At 74.3% G+C, this 14,020-nt stretch carries 12 protein-coding genes; 4 read left to right on the forward strand and 8 right to left on the reverse strand.

The window, feature by feature from the left end:
- Positions 1 to 21 precede the first annotated feature (21 nt).
- From H566_RS27100 to H566_RS22340, 4 genes are all read right to left on the reverse strand, one after another.
- Positions 22 to 2,691 carry an ATP-binding protein gene (locus H566_RS27100; protein WP_051377835.1) on the reverse strand — a complete coding sequence of 890 codons (2,670 nt, stop codon included), beginning with the start codon at positions 2,689 to 2,691 and terminating at the stop codon, positions 22 to 24.
- A gap of 127 nt (positions 2,692 to 2,818) precedes the next feature.
- On the reverse strand, positions 2,819 to 3,904 hold the full coding sequence (locus tag H566_RS27105; RefSeq protein ID WP_051377837.1) for an SGNH/GDSL hydrolase family protein: 1,086 nt from the start codon (positions 3,902 to 3,904) through the stop codon (positions 2,819 to 2,821).
- Positions 3,905 to 3,969: 65 nt separating this feature from the next.
- Positions 3,970 to 4,806: an SGNH/GDSL hydrolase family protein gene (locus H566_RS0101675; RefSeq protein ID WP_028310053.1), complete on the reverse strand. Its 837-nt coding sequence runs from the start codon at positions 4,804 to 4,806 to the stop codon at positions 3,970 to 3,972.
- On the reverse strand, positions 4,803 to 6,194 hold the full coding sequence (locus tag H566_RS22340; RefSeq protein WP_051377840.1) for an OpgC family protein: 1,392 nt from the start codon (positions 6,192 to 6,194) through the stop codon (positions 4,803 to 4,805). Before H566_RS22340 ends, H566_RS0101675 begins: the two co-directional genes overlap by 4 nt.
- A gap of 339 nt (positions 6,195 to 6,533) precedes the next feature.
- On the opposite strand from H566_RS22340, the gene H566_RS0101685 reads away from it, so the two are divergent.
- Both H566_RS0101685 and H566_RS0101690 read left to right on the forward strand, forming a co-directional pair.
- Positions 6,534 to 7,373, forward strand: a complete 840-nt coding sequence (locus tag H566_RS0101685; RefSeq protein ID WP_211238025.1) for a substrate-binding periplasmic protein — start codon at positions 6,534 to 6,536, stop codon at positions 7,371 to 7,373.
- Positions 7,370 to 9,208: a pyrroloquinoline quinone-dependent dehydrogenase gene (locus tag H566_RS0101690; RefSeq protein WP_051377842.1), complete on the forward strand. Its 1,839-nt coding sequence runs from the start codon at positions 7,370 to 7,372 to the stop codon at positions 9,206 to 9,208. The genes H566_RS0101685 and H566_RS0101690 overlap by 4 nt, the downstream gene beginning before the upstream one ends.
- Before the next feature lie 44 nt (positions 9,209 to 9,252).
- Here the strand turns inward: H566_RS0101690 and H566_RS0101695 are convergent, their stop codons facing one another.
- Genes H566_RS0101695 through H566_RS27110 form a run of 3 tightly spaced genes read right to left on the reverse strand, consistent with a single transcriptional unit; the run spans position 9,253 to position 10,960 of the window.
- The gene (locus H566_RS0101695; RefSeq protein WP_028310056.1) at positions 9,253 to 9,588 is read right to left on the reverse strand and encodes a DUF2149 domain-containing protein; all 336 of its coding nucleotides are present in this window, start codon (positions 9,586 to 9,588) and stop codon (positions 9,253 to 9,255) included.
- Positions 9,585 to 10,154 carry a MotA/TolQ/ExbB proton channel family protein gene (locus H566_RS22345; RefSeq protein WP_084544645.1) on the reverse strand — a complete coding sequence of 190 codons (570 nt, stop codon included), beginning with the start codon at positions 10,152 to 10,154 and terminating at the stop codon, positions 9,585 to 9,587. Before H566_RS22345 ends, H566_RS0101695 begins: the two co-directional genes overlap by 4 nt.
- The gene (locus H566_RS27110; protein ID WP_051377845.1) at positions 10,151 to 10,960 is read right to left on the reverse strand and encodes a tetratricopeptide repeat protein; all 810 of its coding nucleotides are present in this window, start codon (positions 10,958 to 10,960) and stop codon (positions 10,151 to 10,153) included. The genes H566_RS22345 and H566_RS27110 overlap by 4 nt, the downstream gene beginning before the upstream one ends.
- A gap of 185 nt (positions 10,961 to 11,145) precedes the next feature.
- On the opposite strand from H566_RS27110, the gene H566_RS22355 reads away from it, so the two are divergent.
- Positions 11,146 to 12,777, forward strand: a complete 1,632-nt coding sequence (locus tag H566_RS22355; RefSeq protein WP_051377847.1) for a histidine kinase — start codon at positions 11,146 to 11,148, stop codon at positions 12,775 to 12,777.
- A complete protein-coding gene (locus tag H566_RS0101715; RefSeq protein WP_051377848.1) occupies positions 12,774 to 13,445 on the forward strand; it encodes a response regulator in 672 nt (223 codons plus the stop codon). Before H566_RS22355 ends, H566_RS0101715 begins: the two co-directional genes overlap by 4 nt.
- A 55-nt stretch (positions 13,446 to 13,500) precedes the next feature.
- Here H566_RS0101715 and H566_RS0101720 read toward each other — a convergent pair whose 3' ends face one another.
- Positions 13,501 to 13,941 (reverse strand): GNAT family N-acetyltransferase, encoded by a 441-nt coding sequence (locus tag H566_RS0101720; RefSeq protein ID WP_028310058.1) that lies wholly within the window; start codon positions 13,939 to 13,941, stop codon positions 13,501 to 13,503.
- Between the last annotated feature and the right edge of the window lie 79 nt (positions 13,942 to 14,020).

Below are 14,020 nucleotides of genomic sequence, written 5' to 3' on the forward strand. Positions count from 1 at the left end.
CGAGAGGGCAATGCGACGGCGTCAGCCGGAACGGTCATCGCCGCGACCGGGGCGGCGCACGGGCAGCGCGGTGCGCAGGCGCTCGAAGTTGGCGATCAGGTCCGACACCTGCGCGGCGATGCGGGCCTCGCGCGCGGGCGCGCCGGGCTGCGTGGCGACCGGCGATCCGCCGGTGGGCGCGGTCGGCACGGGTGGCGGCGCGAGCCGCGCGGCCGGGAGCGACGCGGCCGGCGAGCCGCCGGCGACCGGCGGCTGGGTGTCGAAGCCGTCGACGCGCAGCATCGCCCGCACATGCGGGCCGACGATGCGGGTGAAGTCGGCGGTGACGAGGGCGGTCTCGGGCCGGGCACCGGGCAAGGTGGCGCCGGGCACGGCCTGCTCCTCGATGCGCGCGGCGGCCTCGGCCAGATGGCCGGCGCCGATCACGCGCGCCGCGCCCTTGAGCCGGTGCGCGGCGCGGCGCATCGCCTCGGTATCGCCACCGGCGGCGGCGCGGCGCACGGCGTCGAGGTCGGCCAGCGCCGATTCGACGAACTCGCTCGCCACTTCGCTCACCTGGTCGGGATCGCCGCCGGCCGCGTCGAGCAGGCGGCGCGGCTCGTAGAGCATGGCGTCGCGCGGCAGCGGCGGCGCGAAGGCGATCGGCGGGATGTTGAGCGGCTGGGTCGCGCGCGGCGTGGCCGGGCCGAAGGCCGTGGTCTTGCGCGGCAGCGGCGGGCCGAGCCAGCGTTCGAGCTTGGCGCGCAGACCGGCCAGCTCGGCGGGCTTGGTGAGCACGTCGTCCATGCCGGCCGCGAGGCAGGCGTCGATCGCCTCGCGGTGGATGTTGGCCGTGAAGCCGAGCAGCGGCGTGCGGCCGAGCTTGTTGCGCTTCTCGTGGGCGCGCAGCCGGCGCGCGAATTCATAGCCGTCCATGCCCGGCATCTGGCAGTCGGAAATCACCAGCCGCCAGCGCCGCTGGCCGAAGGCTTCGAGCGCGCGCGCGCCGTTCTCGGCGCAATCGGCCACGTGGCCCAGCACGCGCAGCTGCTGGCGCAGCAGGCGCAGGTTGGTCGGATGGTCGTCCACCACGAGGATTTCGGGCTCGGCCGGCTCGGCCGGCGCGCCGCCGCGCTCGGCTTCCATGCCGATGGCTTCCATCACGTTGGTGCGCGTGAAGGCGTCGAGGCTGTTGACCGCGCCGCCCGCCACCACCGGCAGTTCGACGGTGAGCGTGATCTGGGTGCCGGTGCCGAGCCGGCTCTGCACGTCGATGCGCCCGCCCATCAGCTCGGCGATGCGGCGGCTGATGGCGAGGCCCAGGCCGGTGCCGCCGAATTCGCGCGTGGTGGCCGAGTCGGCCTGCTCGAAGGGGCGGAACAGCTTGGCGACGGTCTCGGGCGCCATGCCGATGCCGGTGTCGCTCACCGCGATGCGCAGGCGCTGGCGCCGCACGCCGCGCGCGTCGTGCTCGACCGGCTCGGCGCTCACGCGCAGGCTGACCGTGCCCTCGCGCGTGAACTTGACCGCGTTGCTGAGGAAGTTGCTGAGGATCTGGCGCAGCCGGTGGCCGTCGACCAGATGGGTCGGCTCCAGCAGGCCGTCGTCGAGATGGCATTCGAGCCGCACGCCCTTCTCGCGCGCGCTGGCCTCGAACACGCGGGCCACGTTGCGCGCCAGGTCGGCGAGCGCGAAGGGCTCGGGCGCGAGCATGAGCTTGCCGGCCTCGATCTTGGAAAAGTCGAGCACGTCGTCGATGAGCACCAGCAGCGAGGCGCTGGCCTCGCGCACGAGGGCGACGGTCTCGCGCTGGCGGTCGTCGAGCTTCGTCATGCTCAGCAGTTCGAGCATGCCGATGATGGCGTTCATCGGCGTGCGGATCTCGTGGCTGATGGTGGCCAGGAAGCTGCTCTTCGAGCGCGAGCCGGCCTCGGCCGCGTCGCGCGCGGCTTCGAGCGCGGCCTTGGCGCGCAGCCGCTCGCTGATGTCGCGCAGGAAGATCGCGTACGGCGCGCCGCGCTCGTCGCGCAGCCGCGCGATCGCCACTTCCACCGGCAGGGTGCTGCCATCGTCGCGGCGCAGCTGCTGCTCGAAGCGCAGCCGCGTGCCGCGCGCGCCGACCCAGGTCTCGAACTCGTCGGCGGGCGGGTTGGCGCGCGGCGTGGCGAGCGGCGCAAGCGCGTCGAGCAGCGAGCGGTCCTTGACGTCGGCGCCGGCGGCGATGCCGAGCAGCGCCTCGGCGGCGGCGTTGAGTTCGAGGATGAGCCCGGCGCGATCGACCATCACATAGCCGTCGGTGGCCACGCGGATGAGCGCGCCCATGCGGCGGCGCTCGATGTCGAGCTGGCGCGCCTGCTGGCGCATGCGGGCTTCGAGGTCGTCATGCGCCTCGGCCAGCAGACGCTGGGCGCGGCGCGCGCGCGCGCAATGGGCGAGATCGGTGAAGCGGCTGGCGACGAAGATGCCGCTCATCGCGGCGAGCATGAGGGCATCGGGATCGAGCCAGCGTCGCGTGGCGATCGCGCCGAGCGCGGCCCAGGCGAGCAGCGCGGCCAGTCCGGCGCCGAGGCCGCTCCAGCTCGTGTCGCCGAGGGCGCGGGTCCAGCCGCGCTCGCTGGCCGGTGGCGGCGCGAGCCGCGGCCAGCCCGCGACGCCGGCGAAGGTGATGACGCAGGCGAGCGGGACCAGGAGGAGCAGGTGGTCTTGAAGCATGGCTGAGGGTTGAAGCTGGGCCTGCCGATTGTCCCGAGCGAGCGCCCGCCACCATGCGCCGAACAGGGGCGCGGTCCGGGCACTGTTTCCGGCATCCGGCGCGCGGATCGCGGCATGCCGGCGCGCCTCAGCGCGCGGCCGGCGTGCCCGGGGCAGTCGCGCCCGGACCAGCCGGATTGCCCGGCGCGCCCGCCCCGACCCGCCCGCCCGGCCCGTGCGCCGATGCTCCGGCGGGTGGCGCCGCCGCCTGCACGATGGCGTCGGCCAGCGCGGCCGCGAGGCAGGCATAGCTCTCGTCGTTCATGTGCAGCGAATCGGGCGCGAGCAGGCTGGCGTACTGCTCGCCGGCGTGCTCGGCCCATTGCCGCATCAGCTCGAAGCGGCGGAACACCGGCACGCCCTCGCGCTGGGCCATGCGGTCGAACCAGCCGAGCATGCGCTGGGTGCCGGGCGAGCCGGTCACGCGCGGCGCGTATTGCAGGTCCATCAGCACGAGGTCGATGCCATGGGCGCGGATGCGCGCGACGCCGTCCTCGGCCAGGCGACTGAAGCTGTCGAAATCCAGCTCGCGCAGCAGCGCGTTGGTGCCGAGCTGCCAGATCACGAGCTGCGGTCCGTCCTGGAACACGTCGCGCTCGAAGCGCTCGACCTCCTCCTGCACGTCCTGCCCGTTCACGCCCTTGTTGATGACGCGCACGGCCTTGCCCGGGAGCCGGCGCGTCAGCTCGACGCCGAGCCGGCTCGGATAGGTAGCGGCGATGCTGGTCGCGCCCGCGCCCGCCGTGGTGGACGAACCGAGCGCGACGATGGTGAGCGGCTCGCGCCCGGCCAGACGCGCGGCGGTGATCGGCAGCCGGCCGAGCGGCGCCGGCCGGCCGATGCCGCTGCAATGCGGCTCGGGTGGACGCACGACGGCGGCCGGGCTGGGCGCCGCGGCCGGCACCGTGGGCGCGGTGCCCGGCGGCGCGGGAATGCGCGGCGCATCCTGCGGCGCGACGGGCGGCGCGGGCGAGGGCGTGGGGCCGGCGGCGGGAAGTGGCGTGCCACCCTGCTCCGTTGGCGATGGCGGACCGCCGGGCAAGGTGGCGGGCGACGCACCGGCCGGGCCGGCGGCGGCGCCCGGCGCGCCGTCCTGCGCTCGGGCCGGCGCGGCGGCGAGCAGCGCCGCGCAGGAGAACGCGGTGGCGAGATGGCTGAGGCGGCGTCGGTTCATGCGCGGTCCTCGTGGAGGTTCTCGGGGAATCGGCGTGGCGTGGCGGCCGGCCACGGGCGGGCGGGTCAGGGGCTGTCGAGCGCCATCTCGACGAGGGCGGCGAGCTGGCCGCCGACGCAGGCGTCGATCGCGAGCTTGTCGGCGCGCGCGCGGCCCACATCCTCGGGATGCAGCGAGAAGCTGCCGTTCTCGAACCAGTGCTGCATCAGCTCGTGACGGCGCAGATAGGGCAGATCGTGGCTGCGCGCGATCCAGCGCAGGTAGGCGCGGTAGGGCGCGGTGTTGATGAACAGCGCCGTCGCGGCGCCGTACTGCATGTCCACCAGCACCACGTCGATGCGGCGCTTCGCGAGCCGGTCGAGCGCGGCCTCGATGTCGGCGCCGAACTCCGGCACCGGCCGGCCCTGGCGGATGTCGGCGATGCCGATCTGCCAGACCAGCAGCGCGGGCGCCTCGCGCAGCACATCGCTGTCGATGATGCGGCGCGCGTCGGCCACCGTGCCGCCGGGCCGCGCGATGGTGCTCACGTCGATGCGCCGGCCCGGATGCGCGGCTTGCAATGCGACGGCGAAGCGGCCGGGCCAGGCGAGGTCGGGCGGGGTGTCGGGCAGGCGGGCGCTGTGGGTGCCGGGGCGGGCGTCGGCCTCGGCGCCGAGGCGGCCGGCGTCCTCGCGCGGCACCGCGCCGAGGGCCGAACCGGCGCCGAGCACGATCACCTTCACGGTGTCGCGCCCGCGCAGCGCGGTGCTCAGGCGCGGCAGCGGCGAATCGGTGGCGAGCAGATCGACCGGCGCCGAGCATTCGGCCGGCAGGCCGGGCGCGGCATGCGCGGGCGGCGGCCGCAGCAGCCAGAAGGCGGCGCCGAGCATGAGGCAGGACAGGGCAAGGCCGCGTCGGGTCATGGGCGTGCTCCGGCGATGTCGGACGGCAGGGCGGCGGAACGGGGCTGGATCGGGTTGGGGCCAGTCGCGTCGGCTCCGCTGGCGGCAGAAGGCGTGGTGGTCGGCGCGATGGCGGTCGTCGCAGACGACGCCGCGGTGACCGTGGATGGCATGGCAGCGGCGGGCGACGCCGCTGCCGACGCGTCCGCGACCGGCACCGCCGCCCCGCCGTCCCGCACCGCCACCGCCTCCCGCGCTCCGCCCTTCTTCTTGCCGGCCGCGCCGTACCAGTCGATCAGCGCCGCCAGCGCGCACATGGCGGCGATGCCGACGCCGCTGCACAGCGCCTGCGCCGCGAGGCTGGCATCGACCTCCACCAGCACGAACTGCATGAAGAACGACAGGTAGATGCCGAAGCAGAACACGTACAGCGACTGCCGCCCGCACACGAGGATCGGCCGCACCCGCCGCCGCGCGAGAAAGCGCGCATTGGCCGGAATCAGCCCCGACGCGAGGTAGGCGATGGCGAGAAAGTGCGTAAGCCGCGTCAGCCCGAGATTGGTCTTGTCGATCGGATAGATGAGGTTGCCGAGCCAGATCGGCAGCGCATCCTCCAGCGCGCGCACATGCCAGGTCAGCACCACCGCGAGCGAGAACAGCAGCCAGCCCGCCGCGAGCCACGCCACCCAGCGCCGCCAGCGGAAGGCCTCGCCCAGCGCCTGCGGCGCCGCCGCGCACACCGCGCCCAGCACGAACAGCAGCTGCCACGCGAACGGGTTGAAGAACCAGCCGCCCTCGCCCGGAAAGGCCGGCAGGTTCCAGCCGAAGCCGCGCGCCGCCGCGTAGACGGCCACCGAAATCGCCAGCAGCCAGCGCGGCCGCCAGCCGATCAGCGCCAGCATCAGCGGGAAGGCGCACAGCAGCACGATGTACAGCGGCAGCACATCCAGATTGGCCGGCTTGAAGCGCAGCAGCAGCGCCTCGACCAGCGCGATGTGCGGCGCCTTGAGGAATTCGTTGAGGTTGAGTTCATCGACGAATGCCGGATTGCCATAGCGCGTCGCCACGAAGGCCACCTCGGCAATGAAGAACATCAGCAGCACGAGATGGGCGACGTACAGCGTCCACGCCCGCTGCCACACATGCGCCGATGCCCACGGCAGGCCGTTGCGCTGCCAGGCCCGGCCATAGGCGATCGCGGCCGAATAACCGGAAATGAAAATGAAGATTTCGGTCGCGTCGCTGAAGCCCCAGTTGCGCGGCGTGAGCCATGCAAACAGGTTGCCCGGCACATGGTCGAGAAAGATGAACCACAGCGCCAGCCCGCGAAAGAAGTCGAGGCGCGGGTCGCGACCGGGAAACACGCGGTCGAGTTGCAAGCGCTTGCGGGCGGGTGAGTTGTCGGTCACGGGAGGCGGGCGATGTGAGGCCCGCGCGGCACGCGGCGTCGCGGGAGACGGCGTCGCGGCGGCGGGTTGACGCGGATGCTCGCCGGGGGACGCGGGACGGGCTGTCGGACGGCGGCGCGGGCGGGCGTCGGCCGGTGTCGCACGGGGCGCGACCGGGCTGCGGCCCGTGTCTGCGGGCGACTGGCGCGCCGCCGGTTCGCCGCGTGCCGTGACCTGCCGCGCGGCGGTACGGGCAAGTTGCCCGGTCCCGGCTGGGCGCCCTCCCCTCGGCGGCGCCGGCCGGCCCGCCTAGCCTCGTCGGCGACATCAATGCGACCACCCGGTCCGGAGGAGACGGCAATGAAGAAGAACACCTGGCTGACCATCGCGGCGCTGGCCTGCACGTTCGGCGCGGGCGCGGCGGCGCAATCGGGCGATCTGGCGGAGATCAGGCAGCGCGGCAGCCTGAGCGTGGCGGTGTACCGCGATTTCGCGCCCTTCTCGCAGGACGGCAAGGGCATCGACATCGACATCGCCAATGCGCTCGCGGGCGCGATCGGCGTGCGCGCCGAGGTGCGCGACTACGACGCCAGCGAAAGCATGGACGACGACCTGCGCCTGATGGTGTGGAAGGGCGGCAACGGCGCGATCGGCCCGCGCCCGTCGGACGTGATGCTGCATGTGCCGGTGGACGCCGCCTTCGCCGCGCGCAATCCGCAGGTGAGCATCTCGGCGCCCTACTACCGCGAGACGCTGGCGGTCGCGCGCAGCATCGAGGCGCTGCCGCCGCTGACGAACATGCTCGTGGTCGAGGGCCAGCCGGTGGGCGTGGAGGTGGACTCGATCACCGACATGGCGCTCATGTCGCACGACGGCGGACGCTACCGCCCGACGGTGCGGCACTACCTCGACATCGAGAAGGCCGAGGCCGATCTGCGCGGCGGCGCGATCGTCGCCTTCTTCGGCACGCGCAGCCAGGTCGAGCCGATGGTGGCGGCCGCCGGCACCGGCTTCGCGATGAGCGTGACGCCGCCGATGGCCGGACTGCCGCAGGCGGGCTGGAGCCACGGCATCGCCGTCAAGGCCGACCGCGCCGAGCTGGGCGAGGCGCTCGGCCGCGCGATGCAGACGCTGGAGGCCGACGGCACGCTCGACCGCATCTTCCGCGCGCATGGCGTGACGCGGGTGAAGCCGCTGTGAGCCGGCTCGCCCTGCTGACCGGACGCGACGTCGCGTGTCGCGGCGCACTTGGCGGTACCCGCCCGACGCGCATCGCCGCCGCCCTGCTGGCCTGCCTCGCCGCCGGCCTTGCCCAGCCACCCGCCGCCCGCGCCGATGACGCCGCCGACTGGCCCGGCTACGGCCGCACGCCCGACAACCGGCGCCACTCCCCCGTCACCGAGATCACGCCCGCCAACGTCGGCCGGCTGGTGCCCAAATGGATCTACCAGACCGGCATCGACGGCAGCTTCCAGACCAGCCCGGTCGTCATCGACGGCGTGGTCTATCTCTCGACGCCGCGCAACAACGTGGTCGCGCTCGACGGCATCACCGGCGAGCCGCGCTGGAAGTACGGTCACCGCATGCAGACCGACGACCTGTGCTGCGGCACGCACAACCGCGGCGTCGCGGTGGGCGACGGCCGCGTGTACGAGATCACCGCCGACGCCCGGCTGATCGCGCTCGATCAGGCCACGGGCCGGCCGCTGTGGGACGTCCCGGTACACGACCCCGGCACCGGCGCCCCCGACGCGCCCGAGCAGGTGCGCAACGCCGACCGCCTGCCCGCCGCCACCGTCGCCGGCTGGCGCCGCTACAGCGGCATCGCGGCGCCGCTGTTCCATGACGGGCTGGTCATCGTCGGCACCAGCGGCTCGGGCTACACCAGCCGCTTCTCCGACCAGGAGCGCGGCCTCCAGACCATCGGCCGGGCCGGCCCGCGCGAAGGCTCGCGCGCCTTCGTCTCGGCCTACGCGGCCGACACCGGTCGGCTCGTGTGGCGCTGGTACTCCACGGCCGACCACGGCTGGGAAGGCGGCTTCGTCGAGCGCACGTCGATGGGCGATCCGCTCGACCGCGACCTCGCCACCGAGCGCGCCAACGCCGACCGCTACCGCGATGCCTGGAAGCGCGGCGGCGGCTCGATCCATTCCACGCCCGCGCTCGACGCCGAGGCCGGCCTGCTCTACGTCGGCACCGGCAATGCCGCGCCCTATGCCGACCTCTACCGCCCCGGCGACAACCTCTACACCGCCTCGCTCGTGGCGCTGGACGTGAAGACCGGCGCGCTGCGCTGGTTCCACCAGATCACGCCGCACGACATCTGGGGCTATGACGTGGCCGCCGCGCCTATCCTGCTCGACGTGCCGGTCGGCGAGGCGCGGGTGCCGGGCGTGGCGGTCGCCACCAAGTCGGGCTGGGTCTACTTCTTCGACCGGCGCACCGGCGCGCTGCTGCGCCGCTCCGAAGGCTTCGTGCCGCAGACGCGGCTGTTCCCGCGCCCGCGCGACGAGACCGGCGTGATCGCCGTGCCCGGCGAGGCCGGCGGCGCCAACTGGCAGCCGGGCTCCTACAGCCCGCGCACCGGCTGGCTCTACATCACCGGCAGCCACTTCCCGAGCCGCTTCGCGCTCGAAACCGACGCCGACGGCAACCGCGTGAACGTGCTGACCTTCCCGAAGCAGAACGAAAGCTGGGGCACGGTCAGCGCCATCGACCCGGCGACCGGCCGGCTCGTCTGGCAGCAGCGCCTGGCGCGGCCCTTTGCCGGCGGCGTGACGACCACGGCGGGCGGGCTTGCCTTCATCGGCGAGGCCGACGGCTACTTCACCGCCCGCGACGCCCGCACCGGCGCGCGGCTGTGGCGCTTCCAGACCGGCGCCGGCGTGGGCGCGCCGGCCGTCGTGTACGAGGCCGGCGGACATGAGTACGTGCTGGTCGCGGCGGGCGGCAACCGGCTGTTCGACAACGCGCCGGGCAATGCGGTGATCGCCTTCGGCCTGCCGGACGCGCCGGAGTCGCCGGCGCCGCGCTGACAGGAGATGCGCCGGGCTGCAAAGGCTTGCAGTCCGGCCACCTCTCACCGCGCCTCGCCCGCCGCCCCGCCCTCCGGCACCCACACCATCGAGCCGTCGGGCATGCGCCAGGCGCTGCCGGCGCGCACGCCCTGGCCCTTGCCGCCGGCGCCGTCGGCCTCGTAGCGCTCGATGCGGCCGGCGCTGCGCACGACGATGCTCATGTCGGGCTTGCCAGGGTTGCGGATGACGGTCACATCCTCGCCGCCGAACAGGTTGAGCGGCTGGTTGGCGACCGTCACGAACAGCGCCGCGATGATCACGAGGAAGACATCGACGAGATTGACGACCGACAGCAGCGGATCGTCCTCTTCCAGCGATTCGTCGAGGCGGTTTCTCATGCGGCCGCTCCTTGGGCGAGCGTCGACGCGAGCGACGGCGCGGCCTCCGCCGGGGCCGGCCCCGCGTCGGGCTCGGCGGCAGGCGCGGCGGCCTCCGCGCGCGCCAGCGCCGCCAGCTCGTCGGCATACCAGCGCCGCCGCACCTGGGCGATGCAATGCGTGATCGAGGCCGCGAGCAGCGCGAGGATCACCGCCGAGAACGCGACCGTCAGGCTGCGCGCGACCGCCGCCATCTGGCCCTCGCCGAGCGCATGCAGCGCCGGGCCCATCGGGATCATCGTGGCGACGAGGCCGAGCATCGGCGCGACGCGCGCCGCGAGCCGCACCGGCTCCAGCCGCCGCAGCGCCTCGGCTTCGAGCGCGTCGGCGCCCAGATCGGGCCGCTGCCGCGCGAACGCGGTCAGCTCGAAACCGCCCGCCTGCCCGCGCCGCCGCTGCGCCGCCTGCCAGCCGAAGCGCCCGAGCGACCAGAAGGCATGGGCGAACAGCGCGAGCACCGCGAGCAGCACCGGCAGCAGGAAGAGCTGGGCCAGCGCGAACATGCCCTCCTCGATCGGCGCGCTCATGCCCGCACCTCGCGCGCGTCGCCATTGCGCGTGCCGCCGCCTCCCGCGCCACCACCCGCCGCGCCGCGCGATCCACCGCCCGCCGCCGCGCGCGCGCCGCGCCGCGCCTGCCACCACGCACCCGCGCCGGCCACGGCGACGAGCGCCGCGAGCATCGCGGCCGTCGGCGCCAGCGGCATGCCCGCCGGCCGCGCGACCGGCGCGAGCCGCTGGCCCTCGACCGCTTCCGTCGCCACCCCGAAGCCGCGGCCCGTCACGTCGCGCTCGGCGGTGTGGTGGCCGGTGCGCAGGAACTCGGCCGCGTCGGGATCGCCCTCGTCGGCGGCGCGCCGGAACCATTCGCGCGCCGCCGCCTCGTCGCGGGCCACGCCGCGCCCGAGCTGCAGCGCGCTCGCGTAATGCACTTTCGCGACGGTGGCGTAGCCGTCGCTGCCGCTTTCGGCGGCCTGCCTGAGCAGCGCGGTCGCGCGCGCCGGGTCGGGCGCCACGCCGATGCCCTGCTCCAGCAGCAGCGCCTTCCAGATCATCGCGCCCGCGTAGCCGGCGGCGATGCACTTGTCGTAGATGAGATGGGCCGACTCGTGGTCGCCGCATTTCTCGGCGAAGTAGCCGCTGGCGCAGACCTGCATGCTGGCCGGACGCGCGAGCGCGGCCTCGATGCCGAGGTCGCTGGTGATCGGCTCGCCGTTGGCATCGAGCTGCATGCGCGGCTGGCCGCAGAAGCGCTCGGCGCGCGCGGGCACCGGCAGCAGGGCCGCGAGCAGCGCGGTGCCGGCCAGCAGCGCGCGGGCGGGGATTGGTGGCATGGGCTTTCCTTTCGGGCAGGGAACGGACGGCAGTCTTGCCGCCGCCGGCCGCGCCGCCCACGAGCCGGATGCACGCGCGCGGCCGGGGAAATTGCCCGCCGTGCGGCCCGGCGCGCTCGCGCGCTTGGCCGGGCGCGCGCGTGGGGCGACGATGCGTTCCGCCCCGCAGCCCGCACCCGTCCGCCATGAGTCATGTCTTCCCGTCCGGCCCGAACGCCGGCCACCTCGCCGATCCGGCCCCGCCACCGGGCGCGACCGACCGCGCCGGCCGCGCGCGCGTTCCGCCCGACCATGCGGCTTGCGCCCATCGCGCGTCGCGCGCGGGGCCGGCCCTCGTCTGCCCGCCCGCCATCGTCCGCACGCGCGACCTGTGGCGCTGCCTCATGCTGCGCATCGCCATGTTCGGGCTGCTGCTCACGCTCGCGATCGACGCGGCCATCGTGCTCCAGGCGCGCGACCGCGCCCGCGCCAGCATCGAGCGCGCGGCGCCGGTGGTGCTGCAACTCGTCGTCGATGAACTGGCGCGCCATGACGGGCGCTTCCACATCGGGCCGACCGTGCCCGACCTGGCGCGGCTCGACGGCCTGGGCGGGCTGGCCCATGTGTGCGTGAGCGCCACCGATCTCTGGGGACGCTCGCTGGCCGAGCGCTGCATCGGCGCCGTCACCGGGCAGGAGCGCGCGCCGCGCTGGCTCGCCGGGCTGATCGGCGCGCTCATCGGCAACGGTGTCGAGCATCGCGGGCCGTTGCTCCAGCCCACCGGCATCAAGAACGGCGAGCTGGTCATCCGGCCCGACATCGAGAGCGAGGCCGCTGGCGCCTGGCGGACGATGCTGCAGGCGTTCTGGCTCGCGGCCGCGCTGCTGGTGGTCAAGTTCATGATCCGGCGCCCGCTGCGGCGCGCGCTCGCGCCGAGCGCCGAGATCCTCGCCGCCGTCGAGGCGCTGGAGCGCGGCCGGCTCGACACCACGCTGCCGCGCTACGAGCTGATGGAACTCGACCGGATCGCGGCCGGCTTCAACCATCTGGCCGCGCGGCTGCGCGAGACGCTCGCGGCCCAGCGCGAACTCGCAGCGCGGCTGCTCGCGGTGCGCGAGGAGGAGCGCCGCTCGCTCGCGCGCGAGCTGCATGACGAGCTGGGCCAGGCGCTCACCTCCATCCGCGCCGAGGCCGCCTTCGCCGCCGAGATCGCGCGCGACGAACTGCCCGCGCTGCTGCCCTGCGCCGACGCGCTCGTGCGCACCAGCGCCGCGACCATGGATTCGGTGCAGCGCATCGTGCGCGGCCTGCGCCCGCCCGAACTGGAGCTGGGCCTCGCCGCCGCGCTGCGCGCCCTCGTCGACGACCACCTGCTGCGCGCCCGGCGCCACGGCGGCGCGCCGGCCGCCGCGCCATGCATCGAGCTGGCCGACGACCTCGACGCGCTCGACGACGGTGTCGCCGTCAGCCTCTACCGCGTGGCGCAGGAATGCCTCACCAACGTCGCGCGCCACGGCGGCCGCTGCACCGCGTTGCGCCTCGTGCGCGACGCCGACTGCCTGCGGCTGGAGGTGGATGACGACGGCAGCGGGCAGGAGCGCGCGCCGGCGCGGGACGAGGCCACCGCCGACCCCCAACCCGCCGACGCCGGCTACGCCCGCGCCGGCCGGCGCGGCTTCGGCCGGCTCGGCATGGCCGAGCGCATGGCCGCGCTCGGCGGCAGCCTCGATTTCGAACCGCTGGAACCGGCCGGACTGCGCGTGCGCGCCGCCCTGCCCACCACCGTGACGCCGACCGACCGTCTTGCCGATCCCCTGCCGCAATCCGTTTCGCGATGACCGCCATCACTTCTCCCGCCCCGCTCGCCGGCCGCCCGCTGCGCCTGCTGCTCGCCGACGACCACGCCATCGTGCGCGAGGGCTATCGCCGCCTGATCGAGCGCCGGCCGCAGCTGCAACTCGTGGCCGAGGCCGAGACCGCCGAGGACGCGCTGCTGCGCTTTCGCGAGCACCGCCCCGACGTGGCCGTGATCGACCTCAACCTGCCCGAGATGGGCGGCATCGAGCTGATCCGCCGCCTGCGCCAGCGCGATCCCGAGGCGCGCGTGCTCGTGTTCAGCATGCACCGCGACGCGCTGCACGCGCGCCAGGCGCTCGCGGCCGGCGCGCTCGGCTACGTGACCAAGGCCTGCCCGCCCTCGACGCTGCTCGACGCGATCCTGCGCGTGGGCACCGGCCAGCGTTCTCTCAGCCCCGACATTGCCGAGGACCTCGCGCTCGCCAGCCTGCCCGGCGAAGGCGCCGACGACGCCTTCGCGCGCCTGAGCCCGCGCGAGTTCGAGATCCTGCGGCTGCTGCTCGCCGGCCGCAGCGCCGAGGAGATCGCCACGGTGCTGCACATCAGCCCCAAGACCGCGCAGAACTGCCACTACCAGATCAAGGCCAAGCTCGGCGCGCGCAACGACATCGAGCTGACGCGCATGGCGCTGGCGGCCGGCGTGGCCTGAGCCGCGCCGTGAGCGAGGTGAGGCCCGGGCGCTGCAATCGTTTGCAGCGCCCGGCTCAGAGCAGGCGGTGATAGGTGAGGAAGACGCCGTCGCGCTCGTAGCCGAGCGATTCGTACAGCCGCTGCGCCGCGTGGTTGGTGATGGCCGTCTCCAGCGTGAGCCGGTGCACGTCGAGCTGGCCGAACACCTCGATCAGATGCCGCATGAGCGTGCGCGCATGACCCTTGCGCCGCGCCGCCGGATCGCAGAACAGGTCCGACAGGTAGAAGAAGGGCCGCAGCGCAATCGAGCAGTACGTGGGGTAGAGCTGGGCAAAGGCCACCGCCCTGCCTTCGTCCGTCAGCATGAACACGCGCGAGCGCCGGCCTTCGAGGTTGGCGCGCAGGAAGTCGCGCGCGGCGGCCGGGTCGGAGGGCTGGTCGTAGAAGACGCGGTAGGCGTCGAACAGCGGCGCGACGAGGTCGAGCTGGTCGGGGCCGCATTCGAGGATGTGCATGGCGGGCTTTCGCGCGGCGGGGCGCGGTGCCGTGCGGCGCGCCCCGAAATGAAGGGGGCGCGGATTCTGCGGCGCGCGG

The organism is Derxia gummosa DSM 723 (assembly GCF_000482785.1).
Lineage (GTDB): Bacteria > Pseudomonadota > Gammaproteobacteria > Burkholderiales > Burkholderiaceae_E > Derxia > Derxia gummosa.